Origin of the sequence: Enterobacter sp. PL1, assembly GCF_945957325.1 — a bacterium.
In the GTDB taxonomy this organism is placed as follows: domain Bacteria; phylum Pseudomonadota; class Gammaproteobacteria; order Enterobacterales; family Enterobacteriaceae; genus Enterobacter; species Enterobacter roggenkampii.
The window spans coordinates 57,849-83,252 of the sequence record NZ_CAMFKT010000015.1; the positions used below are offsets into that span (position 1 = coordinate 57,849).

Here is a 25,404-nt window from a genome sequence, read left to right on the forward strand (position 1 = left end):
ATATGAAATTAACCACGGAATCCTTAACTACAATAATTATCACGTCCAGCAGAAAAGAACGTAACGGACGTTACGACCCGACGCTTAACGAAGAGGACACGATGATGAATAAAGACGAAATCGGCGGCAACTGGAAGCAGTTCAAAGGTAAAGCGAAAGAACAGTGGGGTAAGCTGACGGATGACGACATGACCGTCATCGAAGGTAAACGCGATCAGCTTGTTGGTAAAATCCAGGAGCGTTACGGCTACGCAAAAGACCAGGCGGAAAAAGAAGTGGGCGACTGGGAAAAACGCAACGACTACCGCTGGTAACCGGGCTACACCCGAAAGTACAAGGAAGTACACCCTGAGGGCGGCCATGAGCCGCCTTTGCTTTTGCCGCTAACGCGGCTTTTTCTTCACCAGGATAGAGTGGTCGTGCTGACACGCGTCCTGATGGCGACAGGCTTCCACCTCCACGCACGCGGAACAGAGCCCGTGCGCTTCAATCACGTTATGACGCAGGGCAAAGCCCATTTTCGCTGCCAGCGTATGCATAATATCTTCCACGCCTTCCGCAGCCTCTTCTTTCACCACGCCGCAGCGGTCACAGATAAACATCGCCGATGTGTGGGTGGGCTGATCAAACAGATGGCATAGCACATAGCTGTTGGTGGATTCCACCTTGTGCACGAACCCTTGTTCAAGCAGGAAATCCAGCGCGCGATAGACCGTCGGCGGCTTTGCCTGCGGCTCGCTTTCGCGGAGCAGATCCAGCAGATCGTAGGCGCTGATGGCACCCTGCTGCAGGCTCATCAGACGTAATACTTCAAGGCGCTGCGGAGTCAGGCGCACATTGCGTTGCGCACACAGCTTTTCGGCCTGCGCTAACAGCTCTTTTGTGGACTTATCCATGTAGCACCCCGGATGTTATAGGACGGAAAACCTTCACTTTATCATGTTCTGCTAAAAACACCGAGATCCGCCAGTCTGTGCTATACCTGACCCATCGAAAACCGGGAGAACCAGAATGAAAAGACCTGACTGCATTCGACACTGGCGCGACGTGGAAGGCGCGGATGACTCGACCTACCCCGACAGCGATGAGCTGTTTTCCATTGGTGCTCCGCTGGCTCGCAAGCTTGGGCTCGGGCGTATTGGCATCCATCATGAGCGCCTGCCGCCTGGGCGCAGAACGTCCTATCCGCATGCGGAGAGCGACGAAGAAGAGTTTGTTTACGTGCTCGAAGGCTACCCTGAAGCCTGGATTAACGGCCACTTGTGGAAACTGGAGCCTGGCGACAGCGTAGGTTTTCCCGCCGGAACCGGCATCTGTCATACCTTTATCAACAACACGGACGATGAGGTTCGGCTCCTGGTCGTTGGCGAGGCCAACAAGAAGCACAACCGCATCTACTACCCGCTCAACCCCGTGTATGCCGCCACGCGGGAAGATCGCTGGGTAGATCATCCCCCGCAGTTTTTTGGGCCGCATGATGGAAAACCTGGGAAAAAATAATTTCCTCTTCTATAAATATTGAGGGCCGTCACAAAATATAACAGGCCGTAAGGGAGTTTTACTTAGGGAAAGAAATAGCGGGTCTTTTACTACTTATTCACAGCAATAGTTCGTTCCTGTTTGGGTGATAACAGACAGGGGTTATTTCATAACAGACTATAACGGGCATACTGTGAAAAAAAATTTTAAATTTTCGGTGGTTAGCATTGCTGTCTCCTTGTTTATGGCAAATCAGGCGGGAGCAGCCAATACCTGGACAGAATCACGCAGCGACGCAATGGGTGGCACCGGCGTGGCTTCGGGAAGCTATGGTAGTGGGGCGTTAATCAACCCCGCGCTGCTGGCAAAGGCAAAGCCGGACGATGATGTGACGGTCATATTGCCTTCGGTTGGCGCGCAAATCACGGATGAAGACAATCTTCAGGACGAGATTGATAACATCAACGACAAAATTAATCACTACAAGGATGTGGTTGATAATCTCACGCCACGAGAAATTATCACCAATCCATTAGGTTCCATTAATCAATTCCAGGGCGCGGCCAAAGATCTGGCCGATGAACTGGACTATCTCAAAGGCAAAACCGCACGCGCAACGGCAGGGGCAGGGCTTGCGGTGAGTATCCCTAACGATGTCCTTTCGGTAGCCTTCATGGCGAAAGGCTATGCCCATGGCCGGGTGAGCTCGTCTATCGATCAGCAAGATATTGATTACCTTCGCCGTATTCAACGAAGCAATGTCGTGGCTGCCGGTGTCGCGCTGGACGCTGCGCTGAATGGTACGGATCAGATCACCAAAAACCTCAACTCAACGGCATCCGGCCGGGCGGCGATAGTCTCCGATTACGGTGTTGCTGTTGCCCGTCAGTTCGATCTGGGTGGCGTCCCGGTTTCCGTGGGGGTTACGCCAAAACTGCAAAAAACCTGGGTCTATAACTACACCACGTCAATCTACGATTACGACAGTAACAAGTGGAACGACAGCCGCTACCGCACTGACGATACGGGCTTCAACGTGGATGCCGGTATTGCGGCCGATTTCGGCGAACACTGGACCGTGGGCGTGAGCGGACAAAACCTGATGTCGCGTGATATCGACACCAAAGACATCCGTATTCGCAACGGCCGTACGGGAGAAGTGGTGAGCTATAAAGACACCTATCAGATCCGTCCGCTGGTGACCGCCGGTGCTGCCTGGCACAACGACCTGGTGACGCTGACCGCCGATGGCGATCTGACCGAAACCAAAGGCTTCAAGAGCGAAGATACATCGCAGTACGTGGGTGTCGGTGCCGAGGTGACGCCGCTGAGCTGGCTGGCGGTGCGTGCGGGTTATCGTGCCGACGTGAAGGGTAACGACAGCAATGTCTTTACCGGCGGTGTCGGTTTCGCGCCGTTTAGCACCGTGCATGTTGACCTGATGGGCCTGTACGGTGAAGACGAAACCTGGGGCGCAGGGGCTCAGCTGAGCATGACGTTCTAAAGTCCACCGGAGGCGCTGCGCCTCCGGCTTTTCTTTGTGCTATAGTAGCGCCCCTTTTCCACCAGATGCTTAAAACTTCGCCATGTCGTCAGAATTACAGACCGCTTTCCCTGCACACCGTTTTTCCATTGCGCCGATGCTCGACTGGACGGACAGACACTGCCGCTATTTCCTGCGCCAGCTCTCCCGCCATACGCTGCTGTACACCGAAATGGTGACCACAGGCGCAATCATTCACGGCAAGGGCGACTATCTGGCCTATAGCGAAGAAGAGCATCCGGTTGCCCTGCAATTGGGCGGCAGCGATCCGGCCGCCCTGGCGCAGTGCGCGAAGCTGGCTGAAGCGCGCGGCTACGACGAGATCAACCTCAACGTTGGCTGCCCGTCCGATCGCGTGCAAAACGGTATGTTCGGTGCCTGCCTGATGGGAAATGCCCAGCTGGTGGCGGACTGTATCAAGGCGATGCGCGACGTCGTTTCCATTCCGGTGACGGTCAAAACCCGTATCGGGATTGACGACCAGGACAGCTACGAATTCCTGTGCGATTTCATCAATACGGTCTCCGGCAAGGGCGAATGCGAGATGTTCATCATCCATGCGCGAAAAGCCTGGCTCTCCGGCCTGAGCCCGAAAGAGAACCGTGAAATCCCGCCGCTGGACTACCCGCGCGTGTATCAGCTGAAGCGTGACTTCCCGCACCTGACGATGTCCATTAACGGCGGCATCAAGTCGCTGGAAGAGGCCAAAGCGCATCTCGAACATATGGATGGGGTGATGGTCGGGCGCGAGGCGTATCAGAACCCGGGCATTCTGGCGACGGTCGATCGCGAAATCTTTGGCATCGAAGGTGCAGACACCGATCCGGTTGGCGTCGTGCGTGCGATGTATCCTTACATTGAGCGCGAGCTGAGCAACGGTACGTATCTCGGCCATATCACTCGCCATATGCTTGGGCTGTTCCAGGGCATTCCGGGCGCGCGTCAGTGGCGTCGCTACCTGAGCGAAAACGCCCATAAAGCCGGGGCCGATATTGAGGTGCTGGAACATGCGTTGCGCCTGGTGGCGGACAAGCGATAACTTTCGCTAAAAGTTCGTCAAATTCACCACGCCCTGCGAATTCTCGCGGGGCGTTTTGTTTTAAGAACAACACGTTATGTCTGGCATGATTCTTGTAATGTTTGCTGCATCATTCGGGAACTCGTGGGAGAGCACCATGCTGGAACTACTTTTTGTGATTGGCTTTTTTGTCATGCTGTTAGCAACGGGCATTTCGCTGCTCGGCATTCTGGCGGCTATCGTGGTGGCGACGGTCGTCATGTTTATTGGCGGATTGTTTGCCCTGACGATCAAACTGCTGCCGTGGTTACTGCTGGCCGTCGCGGCGGTGTGGGTGATACGGGCGATTAAATCGCCAAAAGTGCCCAGTTATCAGCGCAATAACCGCTTCCGTTACTAAGGTATTGAGGGGTTCGTCACAGAGTTGTAACTTTTCCGGCAGCCTGGCTTAGAACAGAATAGGATTTACTTATCGAATCTGTCACTATGACTGCCGTTAAAGAATTCATCGCGCTGTACCCTACATACAGCCGAACTAAAAAAAGAAAGGGCTTCCCACGGGAAGCCCAATTTCTTTTTGGGGCTCAGGGAATCAACAAGCTCGATCCCTGCGTTGCCCGGCTCTCCAGCACCTCATGCGCGCGCTGCGCGTCGGCTAGCGGGTATTTCTGCGCTTCTGCCACATCCACCTTAATGACGCCGCTGGCGATCAGCGAGAACAGCTCGTTGCTGGCTTCCTCAAGTTCTTCCCGGTTGGTGATGTAGCCTTGCAGGGAAGGGCGCGTGACGTACAGCGAGCCTTTCTGGTTAAGGATGCCCAGATTCACGCCGGTGACTGCGCCTGACGCATTCCCGAAGCTCACCATCAGCCCACGACGCTGCAGGCAGTCCAGCGACGCTTCCCAGGTATCTTTCCCTACCGAGTCATACACCACGCGCACCTTTTTGCCGCTGGTGATCTCCTTCAGCCGTTCGACAATGCTCTCTTCACGGTAGTTAATCACCTGCCAGGCACCCGCCTGCAGCGCGCGCTGCGCTTTTTGGGCATTGCCCACGGTGCCGATCAGTTTTGCGCCCAGCGCTTTTGCCCACTGACAGGCGATGAGCCCGACGCCACCCGCCGCGGCATGAAACAGGAACTGCTCGTCGGGTTTAATTTCATAGGTTTTGCGCAGCAGGTAGTAAACGGTTAACCCTTTCAGAAAGGAGGCCGCCGCCTGCTCAAAGGAGATGGCGTTGGGCAGCAGGGCGGCTTTATCCGCCGGGACGTTGTGGACGGAGCTGTAAGCGCCCAGCGGAGATTGCGCGTACACCACGCGGTCGCCTTCTTTAATATGCTTAACCGCGCTGCCCACTTTGACGACGACGCCGGCCGCCTCGGTGCCCAGTCCGCTCGGCATCGACGGAGGCGGGTAGAGCCCGCCGCGAATATAGGTGTCGATGTAGTTTATGCCGATGGCTTTGTTTTCAACCTGCACTTCGTTTTCGCCAGGCGCGGTGGGGGTGAACTCCACCGCGTTGAGTACGTCAGGGCCACCATGCTTGTGAAATTCAATACGTGTTGCCATGCTTCCTCCAGAATGTGGTAATCTTTCGACCCACTCTTTATCTCGGTAACTCCATTCACTATGGCAGGAAACAAACCCTTCAACAAACAGACTGAACCTCGCGAGCGTGATTTCCAGGTCGCAGGGTTAAAAGTCCCGCCGCACTCGATTGAAGCGGAACAGTCGGTGTTGGGCGGTTTAATGCTGGATAACGAGCGCTGGGACGACGTCGCCGAGCGCGTGGTGTCTGAGGATTTCTACACCCGTCCGCACCGTCATATCTTTACCGAAATGGCGCGTCTGCAGGAGTCGGGTAGCCCGATTGACCTGATCACGCTCGCGGAGTCGCTGGAGCGTCAGGGACAGCTGGACAGCGTCGGCGGGTTTGCCTATCTGGCAGAACTGTCAAAAAACACGCCAAGTGCGGCGAACATCAGCGCTTATGCTGACATCGTGCGTGAACGCGCCGTTGTCCGCGAGATGATCTCGGTGGCGAATGAGATCGCCGAAGCGGGTTTTGATCCGCAGGGTCGCACCAGTGAAGACCTGCTCGACCTTGCCGAGTCTCGCGTCTTCAAAATCGCCGAAAGCCGCGCCAACAAAGACGAAGGCCCCAAAAATATCGCCGACGTCCTCGACGCCACCGTTGCCCGTATCGAACAGCTGTTCCAGCAGCCGCACGACGGTGTGACCGGGGTGAACACCGGCTATGACGATCTCAACAAGAAAACCGCCGGTCTGCAGCCGTCGGATTTGATTATCGTCGCGGCGCGTCCGTCGATGGGTAAAACGACCTTTGCGATGAACCTCGTCGAAAACGCGGCGATGTTGCAGGATAAGCCGGTACTGATTTTCAGTCTTGAGATGCCCTCCGAGCAGATCATGATGCGTTCTCTGGCATCGCTCTCGCGCGTGGACCAGACCCGCATCCGTACCGGCCAGCTCGACGATGAGGACTGGGCGCGCATCTCCGGCACCATGGGCATTCTGCTGGAAAAACGTAACATCTATATTGATGACTCTTCCGGCCTGACGCCGACGGAAGTCCGTTCCCGCGCGCGTCGTATCGCCCGTGAACACGGCGGTATCGGCCTTATCATGATCGACTACCTTCAGCTGATGCGCGTCCCGTCGCTCTCCGACAACCGTACGCTGGAGATCGCCGAAATTTCCCGCTCGCTCAAGGCGTTAGCCAAAGAGCTGCACGTGCCGGTGGTGGCGCTGTCGCAGCTTAACCGCTCTCTGGAACAACGTGCCGACAAACGTCCGGTCAACTCCGACCTGCGTGAATCCGGCTCGATCGAGCAGGATGCCGACTTAATCATGTTTATCTACCGTGATGAGGTTTATCACGAGAACAGCGACCTGAAAGGGATCGCCGAAATTATTATTGGTAAACAACGTAACGGCCCGATCGGGACGGTGCGTCTGACCTTTAACGGCCAGTGGTCGCGTTTCGACAACTATGCCGGTCCTCAATATGATGATGAGTAATTTCTAAGGAATTCAAATGCAAGCGGCAACTGTTGTCATTAACCGCCGCGCTCTGCGACACAACCTGCAACGTCTGCGTGAACTGGCACCCGCCAGCAAGCTCGTTGCAGTCGTGAAAGCGAACGCTTACGGACACGGTCTTCTTGAGACCGCGCGAACGCTCCCCGATGCCGACGCCTTTGGCGTCGCCCGTCTTGAAGAAGCCCTTCGCCTGCGCGCGGGGGGGATTACCCAGCCGATTCTGCTCCTCGAAGGCTTTTTCGAAGCCGCCGATCTGCCAACTATCGCGGATCAGCATCTGCACACGGCGGTACACAACGAAGAACAGCTGGCCGCACTGGAAACCGCTGAGCTGAGCGAGCCGGTGACCGTGTGGATGAAGCTTGATACGGGCATGCACCGTCTGGGCGTACGTCCGGAAAGCGCCGAAGCGTTTTATCAGCGTTTATGCCGGTGCAAAAACGTGCGCCAGCCGGTGAATATTGTCAGCCACTTCGCCCGTGCCGATGAGCCCGAGTGCGGTGCGACCGAGCGACAGCTGGATATCTTTAATACCTTCTGCGAAGGCAAGCCGGGGATGCGCTCGATCGCCGCATCCGGCGGTATTCTGCTGTGGCCGCAGTCGCATTTCGACTGGGCGCGACCGGGCATCATTCTTTACGGTGTGTCGCCGCTGGAGAATAAACCCTGGGGGCCGGACATGGGTTTCCAGCCAGTCATGTCTCTGGTGTCTACTCTGATTGCCGTGCGTGAACACAAAGCCGGTGAACCGGTGGGCTATGGTGGCACCTGGACCAGCGAGCGCGACACGCGTCTCGGCGTGGTGGCGATGGGCTACGGCGACGGCTATCCGCGCGCAGCACCAACGGGTACGCCGGTGCTGGTCAACGGTCGCGAGGTGAAGATCGTTGGCCGCGTGGCGATGGACATGATTTGCGTCGATCTGGGGCCAGAAGCGCAGGATAAACCCGGCGACGATGTGGTGATGTGGGGGGAAGGTTTACCCGTTGAACGTATTGCTGAAATCACTAAAGTGAGTGCTTACGAACTTATCACCCGCCTGACGTCTCGGGTGGCGATGAAGTACATCGACTAACATTTCATTCCAGGGAAGGATAATGTCCCCTTCAGAAATCGCTGCATGTCTGGCCTATGCTCTCTCCGTCTGGCTGGCCGCCAGAAACAATATCCATACGTGGTGGATAGGCATCATCGGTAGCGGGCTTTATGCCTGGGTCTTCTATTCTGTGCAGCTTTATGCTGACGTTACCCTTCAGTTCTTTTTCATCATAACGAGCATAACCGGCTGGCTGCATTGGCTTAAAGGCAATCATGGAGAGGTCTTGCCTGTCCGTCGTACCAGACCGGGACATTTTTTTATGCTTTTAGCCTGCGCCGTAAGCGTAGCAGCGGCGTACGGGTGGATATTGCATCTCTATACCAATGCATGGGCCCCCTGGCTGGACTCCATCATTTTGACATTCAGCATTCTTGCTCAGTTTATGTTGATGGGACGGCGTCTGGAAAACTGGTACATCTGGCTTGCCGTTAACACGCTGGCAGTACCGCTGTACGCGACGAGAGAACTGTATCTGACCGCCGGTTTATATCTGGTGTTTTGGTTTAATGCGTGGCACGGACTGTATCAGTGGCGCAAGGAGATCCGTGCGCAATGACGCTGTATGCTAACGGCCTGGTGGTAGGCAAATTCGCACCATTACATGCAGGCCATGAAGCGCTTATCAATACGGCACTTGAGCAGTGCGAGACGGTCTGTATCATCAGCTATTCGTCGCCGGAAATACGCGGTTACGAACCTGAAAAGCGGCTTAACTGGTTAACAACGCGCTTTCCGCAATGTCGCCACCTCGTGCTTTCGCCGCATGTGTTGGCTACATATGGCCTTGCGCCACCGCCACCGAATGACGCTGATGACGATCTCCACCGGCATTATGTTGCAACGCTGTGTGAGGACATTTTGCACTGTCAGCCAGAGGCGGTATTTACTGCCGAAGACTATGGAGACGGGTTTGCCGTTGTCCTGAGCCAGCGTTTCGGACGACCGGTTGCGCACGTGCGTCTCCAGCGTCAACGGGGACCAGAGGCCCCTTCGGGAACGCTCATCCGTTCTGATGTTCATCGTTATCGTAAGATGATGTCCCCAGAGGTGTACCGCAGCTTTGTTTTTCGTATCTGCTTATTAGGTGGAGAATCGACGGGCAAAAGCACGCTAGCAAAGGCTCTGGCGCAGACGCTAAACGTTCCGTACGTTGCAGAGTATGGCCGTGAACACTGGGAAGCGAAGAACGGTATCCTGGATCGGGAGGATTTGCTGCATATTGCCCGCGAGCAAGTACGTCGGGAAGCATTAGCCTGCACGGCGCCTTATCTGGTCTGTGATACCTCACCTTTAACGACCCTGTTTTACGCACTCGATCAGTTTGGCAGCGCGCCGCAGGCGTTAAAGGAGTTAGCTGAACGAGACTATGCGCTGGTCGTACTTTGCGGAGATGAATTTCCGTTTGTGCAGGATGGCACCCGGCAGGGCGAGGCGTTTCGCCACCGACAGCAAGTATGGTATGAAGCAGAGCTGTCGGCACGAAATATTCCTTTTCTGCGCGTGCAGGGCTCACTGCCTGAGCGAATCGATCACATTTGCCGATATATCCAGGGACCGATCTGATATCGCTCTCGACCTTCATCTGCTTCCGGTTTATTGTTGAAATCCCTGCCTCATCGAATTCCGGAGAACCATCGCGTGTTTCAGAAAGTTGACGCCTATGCCGGCGACCCTATCCTCTCCTTAATGGAGCGTTTCAAAGAAGATCCTCGCAGCGACAAAGTGAACCTCAGCATCGGTCTGTATTACAACGAGGAGGGCATTATTCCTCAATTAAAAGCCGTTGCCGAAGCCGAAGCGCGTCTGAACGCGGTTCCACACGGCGCGTCTCTGTATCTGCCGATGGAAGGGCTAAACGCTTATCGCAACACCATTGCACCGCTGCTGTTCGGCGCCGATCACGCTGTGCTCGCGCAAAAACGCGTGGCGACCATCCAGACGCTGGGCGGCTCGGGTGCGCTGAAAGTCGGTGCAGACTTCCTGAAAAAATACTTCCCGGATTCAGGCGTGTGGGTCAGCGACCCGACGTGGGAAAACCACGTTGCGATCTTCGAGGGCGCGGGCTTTAAGGTGGCGACCTATCCGTGGTTCGACAGCGAAACGAACGGCGTGCGCGTTGACGCGCTGCTGGAAAAGCTGAACACGCTGCCAGCGCGCAGTATTGTGCTGCTGCACCCATGCTGCCATAACCCAACCGGGGCGGATCTCACCAATGCCCAGTGGGATGCGGTGATCGAGGTGCTGAAGGCCCGCGACCTGATCCCGTTCCTCGACATTGCCTACCAGGGCTTTGGCGCGGGTATGGAAGAAGACGCCTATGCCATCCGTGCCGCTGCCAGCGCCGGGCTGCCTGTACTGGTGAGTAACTCCTTCTCTAAGATCTTCTCCCTGTACGGTGAACGCGTTGGTGGCCTGTCCGTGGTGTGTGAAGACGCCGAAGCGGCGGGCCGCGTGCTGGGCCAGCTAAAAGCGACAGTGCGCCGTATCTACTCCAGCCCGCCAAACTTTGGTGCTCAGGTGGTGGCGACGGTTCTCGGTGACGAAACGCTGAAAGCATCCTGGCTTGCCGAAGTGGAAGCGATGCGTAAGCGCATCCTGTCGATGCGTCAGGCGCTGGTTAACGTCCTGAAAGAGGCCGTGCCAGGGCATAACTTTGACTATCTGCTCAAGCAGCGCGGGATGTTCAGCTATACCGGACTGAGCGCGGCGCAGGTCGATCGCCTGCGCGAAGAGTTCGGTGTCTACCTGATCGCCAGCGGCCGTATGTGCGTGGCGGGCCTGAATGCCAGCAACGTTCACCGCGTGGCGCAGGCGTTTGCAGCTGTGATGTAAGTACTCACTACTTATTATCGCCCTCTCCCTGTGGGAGAGGGCATCAGGCCGCAGAAAATCTTGCCCGGTGGCGGCTGCGCCTGCGCCTTACCGGGCCTACATCACTCATCCACACTTTGTGATCGTCTTCTTTTTATTCCGCTTCATAAGCAAAAACTCCTTCCCTTCACCTCCCGCTGGGGTTAAGGTCGGATAGTTTTTTGACCATTCACTCAAAATAAAACCATAACAAGCTGAATATTCAGGGGAAAATATGCGCAAGATCACACTGGCGCTCAGCGCCGCCTGCTTATTGTTCTCACTTAATAGCGCCGTCGTCGCACGTGCCTCGGCGCCGACGCCGCTTTACACCGGCACCACCGCCGCCATGCTTGCCGAACAGGCGCCCATTCACTGGGTCTCCGTGGCCCAAATCGAAAACAGCCTGATGGGACGCGCGCCAATGGCCGTGGGCTTCGACATTGACGATACCGTGCTGTTCTCAAGCCCTGGCTTCTGGCGCGGCAAAAAAATGTATTCACCGGACAGCGAAGCGTATCTGAAGAATCCGGAGTTCTGGGAAAAAATGAATAACGGCTGGGACGATTACAGCATCCCGAAAGAGGTCGCCCGGGCGCTTATTGCTATGCACGTTAAGCGCGGTGACAGCATTTACTTCGTTACCGGCCGTAGCCAGACCAAAACGGAAACCGTCTCCAGAACACTGCAGGACGATTTCCAGATCCCGGCTGCCAATATGAATCCGGTCATTTTTGCGGGTGACAAAGAGGGGCAAAACACCAAAATCCAGTGGCTGGAAAAGAAAAACATCAAAGTGTTTTATGGCGATTCGGATAACGACATTACCGCCGCGCAGGATGCTGGTGCCAGAGGGATCAGGGTGTTACGCGCGTCTAACTCGACCTATCGACCGCTGCCGATGGCCGGAAAGTTTGGTGAAGAGGTGATCGTCAACTCGGAGTATTAAGTCTCTGGCAGCGAGTTTGACTCTTTTTTAATCAAATCTCGCTGCTGCGGGTTTTACCTTTCGCCTTCTTGCTGCACACTTAGAAAGATTCATCTTTCATTACGGAGCAGCAGATGTGGTACCAACAGACCCTGACCTTAAGCGCTAAACCACGCGGTTTTCACCTGGTGACGGATGAAGTCATCGGGCAGCTCCGCGACCTGTCGCGGGTCAAAACGGGTTTGCTGCATCTGCTACTTCAGCACACGTCAGCCTCTCTCACGCTGAATGAAAATTGCGATCCCACCGTCCGGTCTGACATGGAGCGTCATTTTCTGAAGAGCGTCCCGGACAACGCGCCCTACGAGCATGACTATGAGGGGGCGGACGATATGCCTTCGCATATCAAATCTTCCCTGCTGGGCGTATCGCTGACGCTGCCGGTCCACAACGGACGGCTGCTGTTGGGCACGTGGCAGGGGATCTGGCTGGGAGAACATCGCATTCACGGTGGTTCGCGTAAAATTATCGCCACGCTACAAGGGGAATAAAGATGACAATTTCGGAGATACTTCAGTACTGCATGAGCAAGCCCGGCGCGGAGCAGAGCGTCCATAGCGACTGGAAAGCCACGCAGGTTAAGGTGGGGGATGTGCTGTTTGCGATGGTGAAAGAGGTAGAAGGCCGTCCGGCGGCGTCGCTGAAAACCAGCCCTGAACTGGCGGATTTACTGCGTCAGCAGCATGATGACGTGAGGCCGAGCCAGCACCTCAATAAGGCGCACTGGAGCACCGTCTATCTGGATGGATCGATTCCAGGCTCGCAAATTTACTACCTGGTGGACGCGTCCTATCAGCAGGCGGTTGAGCTGCTGCCGGAAACGACCCGACAGCAACTCTCCGTGTGACAATTACAGCAACGGTTTAAGGAAGCGCGCGGTGTGCGAGGCTTCGCACTCTGCAACGGTCTCTGGCGTACCGGAGACGAGGATTTCACCGCCGCCGCTGCCGCCTTCCGGGCCAAGATCGACAATCCAGTCCGCGGTTTTAATCACGTCCAGGTTATGTTCGATGACCACGATGGTGTTGCCCTGATCGCGCAGCTGATGCAGCACGTCCAGCAGCTGCTGGATGTCGGCAAAGTGCAGACCGGTGGTCGGCTCATCCAGGATATACAGCGTCTGACCGGTGCCGCGTTTTGACAGCTCGCGCGCCAGCTTCACGCGCTGCGCTTCACCGCCGGACAGCGTCGTGGCGGACTGCCCCAGACGAATGTAGGTCAGGCCGACGTCCATCAGCGTCTGCAGCTTACGCGCCAGCGCAGGGACGGCGTCAAAGAACTCGCGCGCCTCTTCGATGGTCATATCCAGCACTTCGTGGATGGTCTTGCCCTTGTACTTAATCTCCAGCGTTTCGCGGTTATAGCGCTTGCCTTTGCACTGGTCGCACGGCACGTAGATATCCGGCAGGAAGTGCATCTCAACCTTGATCACGCCGTCGCCCTGGCAGGCTTCACAGCGGCCGCCGCGCACGTTAAAGCTGAAACGTCCCGGCGTGTAGCCGCGTGAACGCGCTTCCGGCACACCGGCAAACAGTTCACGTACGGGCGTGAAAACACCGGTATAGGTTGCCGGGTTAGAGCGTGGCGTACGGCCAATCGGGCTCTGGTCGATATCGATAACCTTATCGAAATGTTCCAGCCCCTGAATGTCACGGTACGGTGCAGGTTCGGCCAGGGTCGCGCCGTTCAGCGCCGTCTGCGCAATCGGGAACAGCGTATCGTTGATCAGCGTCGACTTACCGGAACCGGACACGCCGGTAATGCAGGTAAACAGGCCCACCGGCAGCGTCAGGGTAACGTCTTTCAGGTTGTTGCCGCGCGCGCCGGTCAGCTTCAGCACTTTTTCCGGGTTCGCCGCCACGCGCTGTTTTGGTACTTCAATCTTGCGCTTGCCGCTCATGTACTGGCCGGTCAGCGACTCGGGCACCGCCATAATGTCCTTCAGCGTGCCTTCCGCCACCACCTGGCCGCCGTGCACGCCAGCGCCCGGGCCGATGTCGATCACGTGGTCTGCGGCGCGGATCGCGTCTTCGTCGTGCTCCACCACGATCACCGTGTTACCGAGGTTACGCAGGTGAACCAGGGTGCCGAGCAGACGTTCGTTATCGCGCTGGTGCAGGCCGATGGACGGCTCATCGAGCACGTACATCACGCCCACCAGGCCCGCACCAATCTGGCTCGCCAGACGAATACGCTGGGCTTCACCGCCGGAGAGCGTTTCTGCCGAGCGTGAAAGCGTCAGGTAGTTCAGTCCGACGTTCACCAGGAACTTCAGGCGATCGCCAATCTCTTTCAAGACTTTTTCGGCAATTTTGGCGCGCTGGCCGGAGAGCTTCAGGTTATTGAAGAAGTCCATCGCGTGGCCGATGCTCATGTCTGAGATGGTCGGCAGCGCCGTATTTTCCACAAACACGTGGCGCGCTTCGCGACGCAGGCGCGTGCCCTCGCAGGTGGCGCAGGAGCGGTTGCTGATGAACTTCGCCAGCTCCTCGCGCACCGCGCTGGATTCGGTCTCTTTGTAGCGGCGCTCCATATTGTGCAGCACCCCTTCGAACGGGTGGCGACGCACGGAGGTATCGCCGCGATCGTTCATATACTTGAACTCGATGTTCTCTTTGCCAGAACCGAACAGGATCACTTTGTGTACGTTCGGGCTCAGGCTCGCCCACGGCGCTTCCACGTCGAACTTGTAGTGCTCCGCCAGCGACTTCAGCATCTGGAAGTAATAGAAGTTACGCTTGTCCCAGCCGCGAATGGCGCCACCCGCCAGCGACAGCTCCGGATTCTGGATCACGCGGTCCGGATCGAAATACTGCTGCACGCCCAGGCCGTCACACGTCGGGCAGGCGCCCGCCGGGTTGTTAAACGAGAACAGGCGCGGTTCCAGCTCGCGCATGCTGTAGCCGCAAATCGGGCAGGCAAAGTTGGCGGAGAAGAGCAGCTCTTCCGCCTGCGGGTCGTCCATGTCGGAAACCACGGCCGTGCCGCCGGAGAGCTCCAGCGCCGTTTCAAACGATTCTGCGAGACGCGTGGCGAGATCGTCACGCACCTTAAAGCGGTCAATCACCACCTCGATGGTGTGCTTCTTCTGCAGTTCTAGCTTGGGCGGGTCGGACAGGTCACACACTTCGCCGTCAATACGGGCGCGGATATAGCCCTGGCTTGCCAGGTTTTCCAGCGTTTTGGTGTGCTCACCCTTACGCTCTTTAATGATTGGTGCCAGCAGCATCAGGCGTTTGCCTTCCGGCTGCGACAGCACGTTATCCACCATCTGGCTCACGGTCTGTGCCGCCAGCGGGACGTCGTGGTCCGGGCAGCGCGGCTCACCCACGCGGGCATACAGCAGACGCAGGTAGTCATGAATTTCAGTAATGGTACCGACCGTGGAGCGCGGGTTATGCGACGTGGACTTCTGCTCGATAGAGATAGCAGGAGACAACCCTTCAATGTGGTCGACATCCGGTTTTTCCATCAGCGACAGGAACTGACGCGCGTACGCCGAGAGCGATTCAACGTAACGACGCTGTCCTTCGGCATACAGAGTGTCGAAAGCCAGTGAGGATTTGCCAGACCCCGAAAGCCCGGTCACGACAATGAGTTTGTCGCGAGGGATTATGAGGTTGATATTCTTGAGATTGTGGGTGCGGGCGCCCCGAACTTCGATCTTATCCATTCACCTTTCCCGGTTGGAACACGGATTGCCTGGTTTGTTTGAAGGACAAACGGCTGTCAGAAACGGCTAATTATGACACAATTTGACCTGTTTGAATATACAGTATTGGAATGCATTTTCTGACGGACTGTGTAACAATGTTATGTTCGCACGAGAACTCTGGAATCCATCTCGCAGCTATCAAAATGCAGCGTGGAAATGGTACACTCGCGCGTTTACACTATTAAGAAACGTATTCAGGAGACACGAACATGGCCAGCAGAGGCGTAAACAAGGTGATTCTCGTCGGTAATCTGGGCCAGGACCCGGAAGTACGCTACATGCCGAGTGGTGGCGCAGTTGCCAACATTACGCTGGCTACTTCCGAATCCTGGCGTGATAAAGCGACCGGTGAGATGAAAGAGCAGACCGAATGGCACCGCGTTGTGCTGTTTGGCAAACTGGCAGAAGTGGCCGGTGAGTATCTGCGTAAAGGTTCTCAGGTCTATATCGAAGGCCAGCTGCGTACCCGCAAATGGACCGATCAGTCCGGTGCTGAGAAGTACACCACTGAAGTCGTGGTTAACGTCGGCGGCACCATGCAGATGCTGGGTGGCCGTCAGGGTGGTGGCGCACCAGCAGGTGGCGGCCAGCAGCAGGGCGGTTGGGGTCAGCCTCAGCAGCCACAGGGCGGCAACCAGTTCAGCGGCGGCGCGCAGTCTCGTCCGCAGCAGCAGTCTGCTCCGGCGCCGTCTAACGAACCGCCAATGGATTTCGACGACGACATTCCGTTCTGATTTGTGCGTCCTTCAAACAAAAAACCCAGACATCGTCTGGGTTTTTTTTATTCCATAAAGGGATCAGGTAATCACCATTGGCCAGTCTGGTGGCGTGTGGCTCATCGCTTCAACCATCACCACTTTGATATTTTCCCAGACGGCGGCGATATCCAGCAGGGTAATGCCAAGCAGCCCCGTTGCAAACCAACATGCTGCACCCAGCCCCAACAGCGTGCTGATGACAGCGAGACCCGCGTAGTCAGATTTACGAAACTGAATGTTCAGCGTGCTGGCCAAAAACATCAGTACCGCACTCAACAAAGGCCAGCGCAGGAGAACCATGCTGGTAGTAATGGTTGCCATAAACCCATCCTCTACAAAACAGACGACCTGAATGAAACGGTGTTTCTCGTTACAGAATATGTGTGAACTATATCACATTTGTTGATTTATTCGCCAGTATCTGTGCGATCAAAAAACGGTTTTTATTCCTCAGGTAAAGAGTGTGTGCAGGCTGGCCCTGCCTTCGGCGCGCGAGGAGGCGCCCCCCAGCGTGCCGGAAACGTCCATCGGGCTAGTGGTGATACCTCAAATTCGGTTTTTATAAGAGGGGCTCAGTCGAATCATAAAATAGTGCGGCGAAGACTGATTATTTATAAATCAACGCACACAATGCCCCACAGTAAATAGCATAAAACGTCATGATAAAGGTGCGCTTTTTTCATGCTGCCAGAAGTTTGGCTTAATCAACGATCGTCTGTTGTGTTATCTTCCCTCCGTCCTCGAGGGCTGGATAATTATTTTCCTTAATTGAAACGGAACGAATACTTACAGTTTCACTTACGGGAAAATATTATCGTCATAACGAAATTTAAGATTTTTAATACGAAAAGTCAGTTGCTAACTTCGCATGATTCATGCAACGTAATCACCTGTTTAACACAGCATCCGGCCTTCATTACTACAGGCGTACAACATGCAGGGATATAGGGCGGGAAATGAATCGTAGCGCGCGGCGCAAGATGCTCAGGGTGGTAGGGATCATCATGGTAGTTATGCTGCCGGTGATGCTTGCGCTATGGTTTGCCCAGCTAAGAGCCGTGTCTGAAACAAGCGCCCAGCTACGGACATTTGCTGAACTGGCTTTAGACAAAACTGAGCTGGTTATACAACAGGTTGATCTGGCCCGGGACGAGGCAGAAAAATATCGGGGCGAGCTCTGTACCCCGGGACACCGTCAATATATGTTGAACGTTGTTCGTGGTCGCCTGTTTGTTGCCGATTTAATTTACGCTGAAGGTCAGAATTTTCTTTGTTCGACCGTTTTTACACCGGATCAACCCTACGCCATACCCGTCGCTAATTACACGCGAAAACCTGACGTCGCTATCTATTATTATCGCGACACCCCATTTTATACTGGCTATAAAATGACATATATGCAGCGCGGAAATTATGTAGTGGTCGTTAATCCACTTTCATACAGCGAAGTCATGTCCGCGGATCATTCTCTCTCGTGGGGGGTTTACGACACGGTAACCAATGCTTTCTTTTCCGTCAGTCAGAAAGCCAACGTTTCGTTATTAAATTCGCTGATTCGGGATAAGGAATCGGTATTTCAAAAAGATAACCGCTTTTATACGATCGTCACATCCCCTAAAAGACCGATTGCGGCCATCGTGTCGACATCGAATAAACGCTTTTATGAAACGCTTTATCATCAGGCGACATTAACGCTGCCGCTGGGCATGATCTGCAGCATTATTATTTTGCTGGTCTGGTCCCGTACTCATCGTGAGCTTAATTCGCCGGGGCGTTTACTGCACCGGGCGCTGAACAAACGCCAGCTTTGCGTGCACTATCAACCGATTATTGATATTAAGAACAACCGGTGTGTCGGCGCGGAGGCGTTGTTACGCTGGCCGGGTTTTAACGGGCAGGTGATGAGCCCGGCTGAGTTTATTCCGCTGGCTGAAAATGAGGGGATGAGCGAGCGGATTACGGATTACGTCGTTGAGGAAGTGTTCAGCGATTTGGGCCATTTCCTGGCCGAGCATCCGCATCTCTATATTTCGATTAACCTGTCGGCCACGGATTTCCACTCCTCGCGGCTGATCGCCATGATTTCTGAGAAGGCTCGCCACTACGCCGTCCGCGCGCAGCAAATCAAAATTGAAGTGACGGAACGCGGTTTTATCGATGTGCCTAAAACCACGCCGGTGATTCAGGCTTTCCGTCAGGCGGGGTATGAAGTGGCGATCGATGATTTCGGTACCGGCTATTCGAACCTGCACAACCTCTACTCGCTGAACGTCGATATTCTGAAAATCGATAAATCGTTTATCGATACCTTAACGACCAACAGCACCAGCCACCTGATCGCCGAGCATATTATCGAGATGGCGCAAAGCCTGCGGCTGAAAACCATTGCGGAAGGGGTCGAGACGGCAGAGCAGGTGAGCTGGCTGTTGAAGCGCGGCGTCCAGTTTTGTCAGGGATGGCACTTCGCGAAAGCGATGCCGCCCCAGGAATTTATGACCTGGCAGCAGCAACCTTTGCACTGAGAGTAATTAATTCAACTGGTGGCGATAGTCGCTCGGCGTGCGGTCAAACTCGCGGCGAAACACGCGGGAAAAGGTTTGTTGCGACACATAGCCAAGATCCATCGCGATATCAAAAATCGGCCGCTGCGTTGAGCGTAGCGCCTGCGCCGCCAGCAGCAGCCTGCGCTGACGAATGTACTCACCCAGCGTCTGATGCATGACCGTGCGGAACATTCTCTGTAAATACCATTTCGAATAGCCCGACTTTTTCGCGACCACATCAATGTTCAACGGTTGGTCGATATGATCGTCAATCCATTCAATAAGCGTCTGAATAATCTGCTGATGCGACATAAGGTTGCCCCTCTGTAGATACAACTTTCTCGGTTGATTCGTCGTTTTCTCTGCGGGGGAGTATAATTCCTCAAGTTAACTTGAGGTAAAGAGGTTTTATGGAAAAGAGATTGCCGCGCATTAAAGCGCTGTTAACCCCCGGCGAAGTGGCAAAGCGAAGCGGCGTTGCGGTATCGGCGCTCCACTTCTATGAAAGCAAAGGGTTAATTAAAAGCATCCGCAACGGCGGCAACCAGCGTCGCTATACCCGCGACGTGCTCCGCTACGTGGCGATTATCAAAATTGCGCAACGAATCGGCATTCCCCTGGCTACCATTGGCGAGGCATTTGGCGTGCTGCCGGAAGGGCATACGCTGAGCCCGAAAGAGTGGAAAGAGCTTTCATCCCAGTGGCGAGAAGAGCTGGACAGGCGTATCCATACGCTGGTCGCGCTGCGTGATGAGCTGGACGGTTGTATCGGCTGCGGCTGCCTGTCGCGCAGCGACTGCCCGTTGCGTAACCCCGGCGACAAACTGGGCGAACAGGGGACGGGAGCGCGGTTGCTGGAAGAGGATTGAGCGTGCGTGTAGCCCATTCGCCGGGTGGCGCTTCGCTTACCCGGCCTACCAAACCGTCAAATGTAGGCCGGGTAAGGCGCAGCCGCCACCCGGCAAAACCCCACATACATAAAGAACTAAAGCGCCACAAAGGGCGCTTTAGTTTTTCCCGGTCTTTGTCTTTCTCTCTATCCCGCTGGTTCACGGGAGGGTTTCCCCCGACGTCAGCACCCCTCGTGTCGAGCTGGTTGGGGAGGTTCCGGATTGTGCTGACACTTTAATTCTATGCAAGACCCGTTTTTTCGCCAGCGTCGCTGACCGGTTTTTAGCCGAATTTTTTTCGCGGTGTTGTTCGATTTTCTATAGTTAAAAAGTATGAATAACAGGAGAAAACCATGCTCACGGTACACCACCTTAACCAGTCGCGCTCGCACCGCGTGATCTGGGCGCTGGAAGAACTCGGCCTGCCTTATGAGATCGTTCACTATCAGCGCGAAAAGAACATGCTTGCGCCGGAGGCTCTCAAAAAGGTGCATCCGTTGGGCAAATCGCCGGTCATCGAAGATAACGGGCTGATCCTCGCGGAGTCTGGCGCCATTCTGGAGTATCTGCAGGAAACATACGATGCCGAGTCGCGGCTTAAGCCTTTAGATCCGGCGCATAAGGTGCAGTATCGCTTCTGGCTGCACTACGCGGAAGGATCGCTGATGCCGCTGCTGCTAATGAAGCTGGTCTTCAGCAGTCTCGGCAAGCCGCCGGTGCCGTTTGGTATCCGAACCCTGGGCAAAGCGCTTGGGCAGGGGGTGCAGAAAGCGTACCTTAACCGCCAGCTGGAAACCCATGCGCGCTTTATTGAGTCGCACCTTGCTAAAAACAGCTGGTTTGCCGGGGATTCGCTCAGCATGGCCGACATTCAAATGAGCTTCCCGATCTTTGCCCTGCTGGCGCGCGGCGGTATCGACAACCTGCCGCATAGTCAGGCATGGAAAACGAAAGTTGAAAACAGCCCTGGCTGGCAACGAACCCTGGCACAAGGGGGACCGTTATCCATTCCGGGTGAGGATTGAAATGTAAACAAATTGCGCATAGACGATAACGTTTGCGCATCCTCTGTTTATTTCTTCAGCGTCATAAGGGAATTTTAGCGAAAAACGATAAAGTTCAGTTGAAAAGGGCGGGGATTAGGCTAGATAATCGTTTGCCTTAATTTGACCACCCGTTTGTAAGCGCGGAGCTAAACGTTTGCTTTTTCTGTGACGCCCTTTCGTCGCAAACGCAACACAAGGATTTGACGTTTAGCTGGCAGTGGCGTCTCCACCTCGCTTACGGACTTCCTAAAAAACTCTCAGGGGATGTTTTCTATGTCTACGCCATCTGCGCGTACTGGCGGTTCACTTGACGCCATGTTTAAAATTTCGGCCCGCGGCAGCACCGTGCGCCAGGAAATCGTTGCCGGTTTGACAACGTTTCTGGCGATGGTTTATTCCGTCATCGTTGTGCCGGGTATGCTGGGCAAAGCGGGCTTCCCGCCAGCGGCTGTCTTTGTGGCGACCTGCCTTGTGGCCGGCGTGGGCTCTATCGTGATGGGCCTGTGGGCGAACCTGCCGCTGGCGATCGGTTGCGCCATCTCCCTGACCGCGTTTACCGCGTTCAGCCTGGTGCTGGGCCAGCACATCAGCGTACCGGTAGCGCTTGGCGCCGTGTTCCTGATGGGTGTGCTGTTTACCGTTATTTCAGCGACCGGCATCCGTAGCTGGATCTTGCGCAACCTGCCGCAGGGCGTGGCGCACGGTACCGGCATCGGCATCGGCCTGTTCCTGCTGCTGATCGCCGCCAATGGCGTCGGTCTGGTTATCAAGAACCCGCTGGACGGCCTGCCGGTTGCGCTGGGCCACTTCGCCAGCTTCCCGGTGATCATGTCGCTGATCGGCCTGGCGGTGATTATCGGTCTGGAAAAACTGAAAGTCCCGGGCGGCATTCTGCTGACCATTATCGGCGTGTCCATTGTGGGCCTGATTTTCGATCCGAACGTCCACTTCTCCGGCATTTTCGCCATGCCGTCGCTGAGCGATGACAAAGGCAACTCTCTGATTGGCAGCCTCGATATCGTTGGCGCGCTGAACCCGGTGATCCTGCCAAGCGTGCTGGCGCTGGTGATGACCGCCGTGTTTGACGCGACCGGTACCATTCGTGCGGTGGCCGGTCAGGCGAACCTGCTGGATAAAGACGGTCAGATTATTGACGGCGGCAAAGCGCTGACTACGGACTCCCTGAGCAGCGTCTTCTCGGGCCTGGTGGGCGCAGCGCCTGCGGCGGTGTACATCGAGTCCGCAGCGGGTACGGCGGCGGGCGGTAAAACCGGCCTGACGGCGATCACCGTGGGCGTGCTGTTCATGCTGATCCTGTTCCTCTCCCCGCTCTCCTATCTGGTTCCGGCGTACGCGACCGCGCCAGCGCTGATGTACGTTGGCCTGCTGATGCTGAGCAACGTGGCGAAAATCGACTTTGCGGATTTCGTTGACGCGATGTCTGGACTGATTACCGCGGTCTTCATCGTACTGACCTGTAACATCGTGACCGGCATTATGATCGGCTTCGCGTCGCTGGTGATTGGTCGTCTGGTCTCCGGTGAATGGCGCAAGCTGAACGTTGGCACCGTTGTGATTGCCGTTGCGCTGGTGGCGTTTTACGCGGGCGGCTGGGCAATCTGAGTTGTCCTTTGATGCGAAAACGGGTGGCTCAGGCCGCCCGTTTTTATTTTCAGGACTCATCCTGTTGCCTTTTGCGTTACTCTGGGGAAGATAGAATAAAAGGCACGACGCCTTCCGGAGTACATAAGCAACACAGCAAACAGGGAACGCATGGAAATCTTCTTCACAATACTCATCATGACCCTTGTGGTCTCGCTATCCGGGGTGGTTACACGCGTACTGCCCTTTCAGGTCCCCCTGCCATTAATGCAAATTGCCATCGGTGCGCTGCTGGCGTGGCCGACGTTTGGCCTGCACGTGGAATTTGACCCCGAACTGTTCCTCGTGCTGTTCATCCCGCCACTGCTGTTTGCCGATGGCTGGAAAACGCCCACGCGCGAGTTCCTTGAGCACGGGCGAGAGATCTTCGGCCTGGCGCTTGCGCTGGTGGTGGTTACCGTCGTCGGGATTGGTTTCCTGATCTACTGGACGGTACCGGGTATCCCGTTAATTCCTGCCTTTGCGCTGGCCGCCGTGCTGTCGCCAACCGATGCCGTGGCGCTGTCCGGCATTGTGGGCGAAGGCCGCATTCCGAAGAAAATCATGGGGATTTTACAGGGTGAGGCGCTGATGAATGACGCCTCCGGTCTGGTTGCCCTGAAGTTTGCCGTGGCCGTTGCGATGGGCACGATGGTCTTTACCGTCGGCGGCGCGACGCTGGAGTTCTTTAAGGTAGCCATCGGCGGTATTCTCGCGGGCTTCGTGGTGAGCTGGCTGTACGGCCGCTCATTGCGCTTCCTCAGCCGCTGGGGCGGCGATGAACCCGCGACGCAGATCGTGCTGCTGTTCCTGCTGCCGTTCGCCTCTTATCTGATTGCCGAACATATCGGCGTGTCGGGCATTCTGGCCGCGGTCGCGGCAGGGATGACCATCACCCGCTCCGGCGTGATGCGCCGCGCGCCGCTGGCGATGCGCCTGCGTGCCAACAGCACCTGGGCGATGCTGGAGTTTGTCTTTAACGGCATGGTGTTCCTGCTGTTGGGCCTGCAGCTGCCGGGCATTATGGAATCCTCGCTGGTGGCGGCGGAGGCCGATCCGAACGTTGAAGTCTGGATGCTCTTTACCGACATCGTGCTGATCTACCTGGCGCTGATGCTGGTGCGCTTCGGCTGGCTGTGGACGATGAAAAACTTCAGCGTCCGCTTCCTGAAGAAAAAACCGATGGAGTTCGGCTCGTGGACAACGCGTGAACTGCTGATCGCCTCTTTTGCGGGCGTACGCGGGGCGATAACCCTCGCCGGTGTGCTCTCCATTCCGCTGCTGCTGCCGACGGGCGATGTCTTCCCGGCGCGTTACGAGCTGGTGTTCCTGGCGGCGGGGGTGATTCTGTTCTCCCTGTTCGTCGGCGTGATTATGCTGCCGATTTTGCTCCAGCATATTGATGTTGGCGATTCGACCCAGCAGCAGAAGGAAGAGCGTATCGCGCGTGCGGCCACCGCCGAAGTGGCGATTGTCGCCATCCAGAAAATGGAGGAGCGTCTGGCCGCGGATGCGGAAGAGAACATCGATAATCAGCTGCTGACGGAAGTCAGTTCCCGCGTGATTGGTAACCTGCGTCGCCGCGCGGACGGGCGTAACGATGTGGAAAGCTCGCTGCAGGAGGAGAACCTGGAACGCCGGTTCCGTCTGGCCGCGCTGCGCTCAGAGCGTGCCGAACTGTACCACCTGCGCGCCACGCGCCAGATCAGCAACGAGACGCTGCAAAAGCTGCTGCACGATCTGGACCTGCTGGAAGCGCTGTTGATAGAGAATCAGTAGCGCGCTTTTGCCCGGTGGCGCTGCGCTTACCGGGCCTACATTTGAACCGTAGGCCGGGTAAGGCGAAGCCGCCACCGGGCACTATTCAGACCGCACCCAAAACCCCTCACAACACTGCAGCCACGCCTGCGCGCTCTGGGACAAATAGACCCCTTCACGCCAGATCATCCCTAACTGCCAGTGCAGATCGCTCTCCAGCGGGATCCAGCGCAGCGTGTTTTTATCCAGACGCTCGCAAATCGGCTGCGGCAGAATGGCAATCCCCACGCCCGCCTGCACCATCGCGGCCAGGAAATCCCACTGACCGCTGCGCACCGCAATGCGTGGCTTGACGTTATGTTGGTTAAACAGCGTCATCAGCTGGCGGCTGAGAGCGAAGTCTTCGTTGTAGATCAGCAGAGGGTGTTCGCCGAGCAGCTCAGGCTTCACCGCGTCCCTTTTCAGCCAGTCGCCGGAGCGGGGAACCAGCACGCACAGCGGGTGGCTAAAGAGCGGAAGCGTCGCCAGGCCGCTCTCTTCCTCAACGGGGAGGGCGGTCATGGCCACGTCGAGCTCGCCGTTAGTGACGGCCTGCTGGACGGTTAAGCCACCAAACTCCGAAATCTTCAGCTCTACGCCAGGATAGCGCTGGCGAAACAGGCCGATCGGCCCGGCCATCATCATCCCCACCATCGGTGGAATGCCGAGGCGAAGCACCCCTTTGGTCAGATGATTAATATCGTCCAGCTCCGCTTCCAGCTGGCGGAACTCCGCCAGAATGGCCAGCCCGCGTTCGAACACCACGCGTCCGGTGTCGGTCAGCAGCAGCTTGCGCCCGTCGCGGATCAGCAGGGTACAGTTAAGTTCATCTTCGAGGTTTTTCAGCATCTTGCTGATGGTGGGCTGGGTAACAAACAACTTCTCCGCTGCGCGGGTAAAACTTTGCTGGCGAACCACTTCGACAAAATAGCGCAGCGTTCTTATGTCCATGATTATTCCTCGAAACTATACCTG

The 25,404-nt window shown here is 56.1% G+C and carries 25 protein-coding genes; 19 read left to right on the plus strand and 6 right to left on the minus strand.

The genetic code is table 11. The features are described from left to right. Nucleotides 1-104: 104 nt before the first annotated feature. Complete coding sequence (locus N6P30_RS14860) at nt 105-314, plus strand: CsbD family protein (RefSeq protein WP_014830284.1); 210 nt, start codon at nt 105-107, stop codon at nt 312-314. Nucleotides 315-383: 69 nt separating this feature from the next. Here N6P30_RS14860 and zur read toward each other — a convergent pair whose 3' ends face one another. Then, on the minus strand, nt 384-896 hold the full coding sequence (zur, locus tag N6P30_RS14865; protein WP_008503369.1) for a zinc uptake transcriptional repressor Zur: 513 nt from the start codon (nt 894-896) through the stop codon (nt 384-386). A gap of 115 nt (nt 897-1,011) precedes the next feature. Between zur and N6P30_RS14870 the strand changes: the two genes are divergently transcribed. From N6P30_RS14870 to pspG, 4 genes are all read left to right on the plus strand, one after another. Beyond that, the gene (locus N6P30_RS14870; protein WP_023293524.1) at nt 1,012-1,500 is read left to right on the plus strand and encodes a cupin domain-containing protein; all 489 of its coding nucleotides are present in this window, start codon (nt 1,012-1,014) and stop codon (nt 1,498-1,500) included. Nucleotides 1,501-1,672: 172 nt separating this feature from the next. Further along, nucleotides 1,673-2,983 carry a conjugal transfer protein TraF gene (locus N6P30_RS14875; RefSeq protein ID WP_021242754.1) on the plus strand — a complete coding sequence of 437 codons (1,311 nt, stop codon included), beginning with the start codon at nt 1,673-1,675 and terminating at the stop codon, nt 2,981-2,983. 82 nt (nt 2,984-3,065) lie between these two features. Further along, the gene (dusA, locus tag N6P30_RS14880) at nt 3,066-4,061 is read left to right on the plus strand and encodes a tRNA dihydrouridine(20/20a) synthase DusA (protein WP_023293522.1); all 996 of its coding nucleotides are present in this window, start codon (nt 3,066-3,068) and stop codon (nt 4,059-4,061) included. A 136-nt stretch (nt 4,062-4,197) separates the two neighbouring features. Continuing rightward, nucleotides 4,198-4,440 carry an envelope stress response protein PspG gene (gene pspG / locus N6P30_RS14885; protein WP_023293521.1) on the plus strand — a complete coding sequence of 81 codons (243 nt, stop codon included), beginning with the start codon at nt 4,198-4,200 and terminating at the stop codon, nt 4,438-4,440. Between the two features lie 184 nt (nt 4,441-4,624). Here the strand turns inward: pspG and N6P30_RS14890 are convergent, their stop codons facing one another. Then, a complete protein-coding gene (locus tag N6P30_RS14890; RefSeq protein WP_008503374.1) occupies nt 4,625-5,608 on the minus strand; it encodes a quinone oxidoreductase in 984 nt (327 codons plus the stop codon). A 60-nt stretch (nt 5,609-5,668) separates the two neighbouring features. Between N6P30_RS14890 and dnaB the strand changes: the two genes are divergently transcribed. The 8 genes from dnaB (at nt 5,669) to N6P30_RS14930 (ending at nt 12,886) form a co-directional block, all read left to right on the plus strand. Further along, complete coding sequence (gene dnaB / locus N6P30_RS14895) at nt 5,669-7,081, plus strand: replicative DNA helicase (protein ID WP_008503375.1); 1,413 nt, start codon at nt 5,669-5,671, stop codon at nt 7,079-7,081. 16 nt (nt 7,082-7,097) lie between these two features. Beyond that, entirely contained in the window at nt 7,098-8,177 is a 1,080-nt protein-coding gene (gene alr / locus N6P30_RS14900) for an alanine racemase (RefSeq protein ID WP_008503376.1), read from the plus strand. 22 nt (nt 8,178-8,199) lie between these two features. After that, entirely contained in the window at nt 8,200-8,757 is a 558-nt protein-coding gene (pnuC, locus tag N6P30_RS14905; RefSeq protein ID WP_023293520.1) for a nicotinamide riboside transporter PnuC, read from the plus strand. Further along, nucleotides 8,754-9,764 carry an AAA family ATPase gene (locus tag N6P30_RS14910; protein WP_023293519.1) on the plus strand — a complete coding sequence of 337 codons (1,011 nt, stop codon included), beginning with the start codon at nt 8,754-8,756 and terminating at the stop codon, nt 9,762-9,764. The genes pnuC and N6P30_RS14910 overlap by 4 nt, the downstream gene beginning before the upstream one ends. Nucleotides 9,765-9,839: 75 nt before the next feature. After that, on the plus strand, nt 9,840-11,033 hold the full coding sequence (tyrB, locus tag N6P30_RS14915; protein WP_023293518.1) for an aromatic amino acid transaminase: 1,194 nt from the start codon (nt 9,840-9,842) through the stop codon (nt 11,031-11,033). A gap of 253 nt (nt 11,034-11,286) precedes the next feature. Beyond that, a complete protein-coding gene (gene aphA / locus N6P30_RS14920; protein ID WP_023293517.1) occupies nt 11,287-12,000 on the plus strand; it encodes an acid phosphatase AphA in 714 nt (237 codons plus the stop codon). Between the two features lie 113 nt (nt 12,001-12,113). After that, nucleotides 12,114-12,530: a secondary thiamine-phosphate synthase enzyme YjbQ gene (locus N6P30_RS14925; RefSeq protein ID WP_023293516.1), complete on the plus strand. Its 417-nt coding sequence runs from the start codon at nt 12,114-12,116 to the stop codon at nt 12,528-12,530. Nucleotides 12,531-12,532: 2 nt separating this feature from the next. After that, a complete protein-coding gene (locus N6P30_RS14930; RefSeq protein WP_008503382.1) occupies nt 12,533-12,886 on the plus strand; it encodes an MmcQ/YjbR family DNA-binding protein in 354 nt (117 codons plus the stop codon). A 3-nt stretch (nt 12,887-12,889) separates the two neighbouring features. Here the strand turns inward: N6P30_RS14930 and uvrA are convergent, their stop codons facing one another. Continuing rightward, nucleotides 12,890-15,712, minus strand: a complete 2,823-nt coding sequence (gene uvrA, locus N6P30_RS14935) for an excinuclease ABC subunit UvrA (RefSeq protein WP_008503383.1) — start codon at nt 15,710-15,712, stop codon at nt 12,890-12,892. Between the two features lie 251 nt (nt 15,713-15,963). On the opposite strand from uvrA, the gene ssb1 reads away from it, so the two are divergent. Further along, on the plus strand, nt 15,964-16,488 hold the full coding sequence (gene ssb1 / locus N6P30_RS14940) for a single-stranded DNA-binding protein SSB1 (RefSeq protein ID WP_008503384.1): 525 nt from the start codon (nt 15,964-15,966) through the stop codon (nt 16,486-16,488). A gap of 63 nt (nt 16,489-16,551) precedes the next feature. Here ssb1 and N6P30_RS14945 read toward each other — a convergent pair whose 3' ends face one another. Next, complete coding sequence (locus tag N6P30_RS14945) at nt 16,552-16,833, minus strand: YjcB family protein (RefSeq protein ID WP_008503385.1); 282 nt, start codon at nt 16,831-16,833, stop codon at nt 16,552-16,554. A gap of 635 nt (nt 16,834-17,468) precedes the next feature. Here N6P30_RS14945 and N6P30_RS14950 point away from each other — a divergent pair. Continuing rightward, nucleotides 17,469-19,034: an EAL domain-containing protein gene (locus N6P30_RS14950; RefSeq protein ID WP_023293514.1), complete on the plus strand. Its 1,566-nt coding sequence runs from the start codon at nt 17,469-17,471 to the stop codon at nt 19,032-19,034. 6 nt (nt 19,035-19,040) lie between these two features. On the opposite strand, the gene soxS is transcribed toward N6P30_RS14950, so the two are convergent. Next, complete coding sequence (gene soxS / locus N6P30_RS14955; RefSeq protein WP_008503387.1) at nt 19,041-19,367, minus strand: superoxide response transcriptional regulator SoxS; 327 nt, start codon at nt 19,365-19,367, stop codon at nt 19,041-19,043. 98 nt (nt 19,368-19,465) lie between these two features. Between soxS and soxR the strand changes: the two genes are divergently transcribed. The 4 genes from soxR (at nt 19,466) to N6P30_RS14975 (ending at nt 24,411) form a co-directional block, all read left to right on the plus strand. Next, nucleotides 19,466-19,924: a redox-sensitive transcriptional activator SoxR gene (gene soxR / locus N6P30_RS14960; protein ID WP_008503388.1), complete on the plus strand. Its 459-nt coding sequence runs from the start codon at nt 19,466-19,468 to the stop codon at nt 19,922-19,924. Nucleotides 19,925-20,298: 374 nt separating this feature from the next. Then, on the plus strand, nt 20,299-20,970 hold the full coding sequence (locus tag N6P30_RS14965) for a glutathione S-transferase family protein (protein WP_008503389.1): 672 nt from the start codon (nt 20,299-20,301) through the stop codon (nt 20,968-20,970). Nucleotides 20,971-21,264: 294 nt separating this feature from the next. Continuing rightward, the gene (gene ghxP, locus N6P30_RS14970) at nt 21,265-22,614 is read left to right on the plus strand and encodes a guanine/hypoxanthine transporter GhxP (RefSeq protein WP_008503390.1); all 1,350 of its coding nucleotides are present in this window, start codon (nt 21,265-21,267) and stop codon (nt 22,612-22,614) included. 150 nt (nt 22,615-22,764) lie between these two features. Continuing rightward, nucleotides 22,765-24,411 (plus strand): Na+/H+ antiporter, encoded by a 1,647-nt coding sequence (locus tag N6P30_RS14975; protein WP_023293513.1) that lies wholly within the window; start codon nt 22,765-22,767, stop codon nt 24,409-24,411. A gap of 81 nt (nt 24,412-24,492) precedes the next feature. Here the strand turns inward: N6P30_RS14975 and N6P30_RS14980 are convergent, their stop codons facing one another. Beyond that, the gene (locus N6P30_RS14980) at nt 24,493-25,380 is read right to left on the minus strand and encodes a LysR family transcriptional regulator (RefSeq protein WP_021242768.1); all 888 of its coding nucleotides are present in this window, start codon (nt 25,378-25,380) and stop codon (nt 24,493-24,495) included. Nucleotides 25,381-25,404: the final 24 nt, after the last annotated feature.

What these genes read in the sequence shown, in the direction of transcription:
- N6P30_RS14860 (WP_014830284.1), top strand. Translation starts at nt 105, where the DNA reads ATGAATAAAGACGAAATCGGCGGCAACTGGAAGCAGTTCAAAGGTAAA.
- N6P30_RS14980 (WP_021242768.1), bottom strand. Translation starts at nt 25,380, where the DNA reads ATGGACATAAGAACGCTGCGCTATTTTGTCGAAGTGGTTCGCCAGCAA.
- N6P30_RS14975 (WP_023293513.1), top strand. Translation starts at nt 22,765, where the DNA reads ATGGAAATCTTCTTCACAATACTCATCATGACCCTTGTGGTCTCGCTA.
- N6P30_RS14945 (WP_008503385.1), bottom strand. Translation starts at nt 16,833, where the DNA reads ATGGCAACCATTACTACCAGCATGGTTCTCCTGCGCTGGCCTTTGTTG.
- zur (WP_008503369.1), bottom strand. Translation starts at nt 896, where the DNA reads ATGGATAAGTCCACAAAAGAGCTGTTAGCGCAGGCCGAAAAGCTGTGT.
- dnaB (WP_008503375.1), top strand. Translation starts at nt 5,669, where the DNA reads ATGGCAGGAAACAAACCCTTCAACAAACAGACTGAACCTCGCGAGCGT.
- alr (WP_008503376.1), top strand. Translation starts at nt 7,098, where the DNA reads ATGCAAGCGGCAACTGTTGTCATTAACCGCCGCGCTCTGCGACACAAC.
- pnuC (WP_023293520.1), top strand. Translation starts at nt 8,200, where the DNA reads ATGTCCCCTTCAGAAATCGCTGCATGTCTGGCCTATGCTCTCTCCGTC.
- N6P30_RS14930 (WP_008503382.1), top strand. Translation starts at nt 12,533, where the DNA reads ATGACAATTTCGGAGATACTTCAGTACTGCATGAGCAAGCCCGGCGCG.
- N6P30_RS14890 (WP_008503374.1), bottom strand. Translation starts at nt 5,608, where the DNA reads ATGGCAACACGTATTGAATTTCACAAGCATGGTGGCCCTGACGTACTC.
- ghxP (WP_008503390.1), top strand. Translation starts at nt 21,265, where the DNA reads ATGTCTACGCCATCTGCGCGTACTGGCGGTTCACTTGACGCCATGTTT.
- dusA (WP_023293522.1), top strand. Translation starts at nt 3,066, where the DNA reads ATGTCGTCAGAATTACAGACCGCTTTCCCTGCACACCGTTTTTCCATT.
- N6P30_RS14910 (WP_023293519.1), top strand. Translation starts at nt 8,754, where the DNA reads ATGACGCTGTATGCTAACGGCCTGGTGGTAGGCAAATTCGCACCATTA.
- ssb1 (WP_008503384.1), top strand. Translation starts at nt 15,964, where the DNA reads ATGGCCAGCAGAGGCGTAAACAAGGTGATTCTCGTCGGTAATCTGGGC.
- pspG (WP_023293521.1), top strand. Translation starts at nt 4,198, where the DNA reads ATGCTGGAACTACTTTTTGTGATTGGCTTTTTTGTCATGCTGTTAGCA.
- soxS (WP_008503387.1), bottom strand. Translation starts at nt 19,367, where the DNA reads ATGTCGCATCAGCAGATTATTCAGACGCTTATTGAATGGATTGACGAT.
- soxR (WP_008503388.1), top strand. Translation starts at nt 19,466, where the DNA reads ATGGAAAAGAGATTGCCGCGCATTAAAGCGCTGTTAACCCCCGGCGAA.
- N6P30_RS14965 (WP_008503389.1), top strand. Translation starts at nt 20,299, where the DNA reads ATGCTCACGGTACACCACCTTAACCAGTCGCGCTCGCACCGCGTGATC.
- uvrA (WP_008503383.1), bottom strand. Translation starts at nt 15,712, where the DNA reads ATGGATAAGATCGAAGTTCGGGGCGCCCGCACCCACAATCTCAAGAAT.
- N6P30_RS14925 (WP_023293516.1), top strand. Translation starts at nt 12,114, where the DNA reads ATGTGGTACCAACAGACCCTGACCTTAAGCGCTAAACCACGCGGTTTT.
- aphA (WP_023293517.1), top strand. Translation starts at nt 11,287, where the DNA reads ATGCGCAAGATCACACTGGCGCTCAGCGCCGCCTGCTTATTGTTCTCA.
- N6P30_RS14950 (WP_023293514.1), top strand. Translation starts at nt 17,469, where the DNA reads ATGAATCGTAGCGCGCGGCGCAAGATGCTCAGGGTGGTAGGGATCATC.
- N6P30_RS14870 (WP_023293524.1), top strand. Translation starts at nt 1,012, where the DNA reads ATGAAAAGACCTGACTGCATTCGACACTGGCGCGACGTGGAAGGCGCG.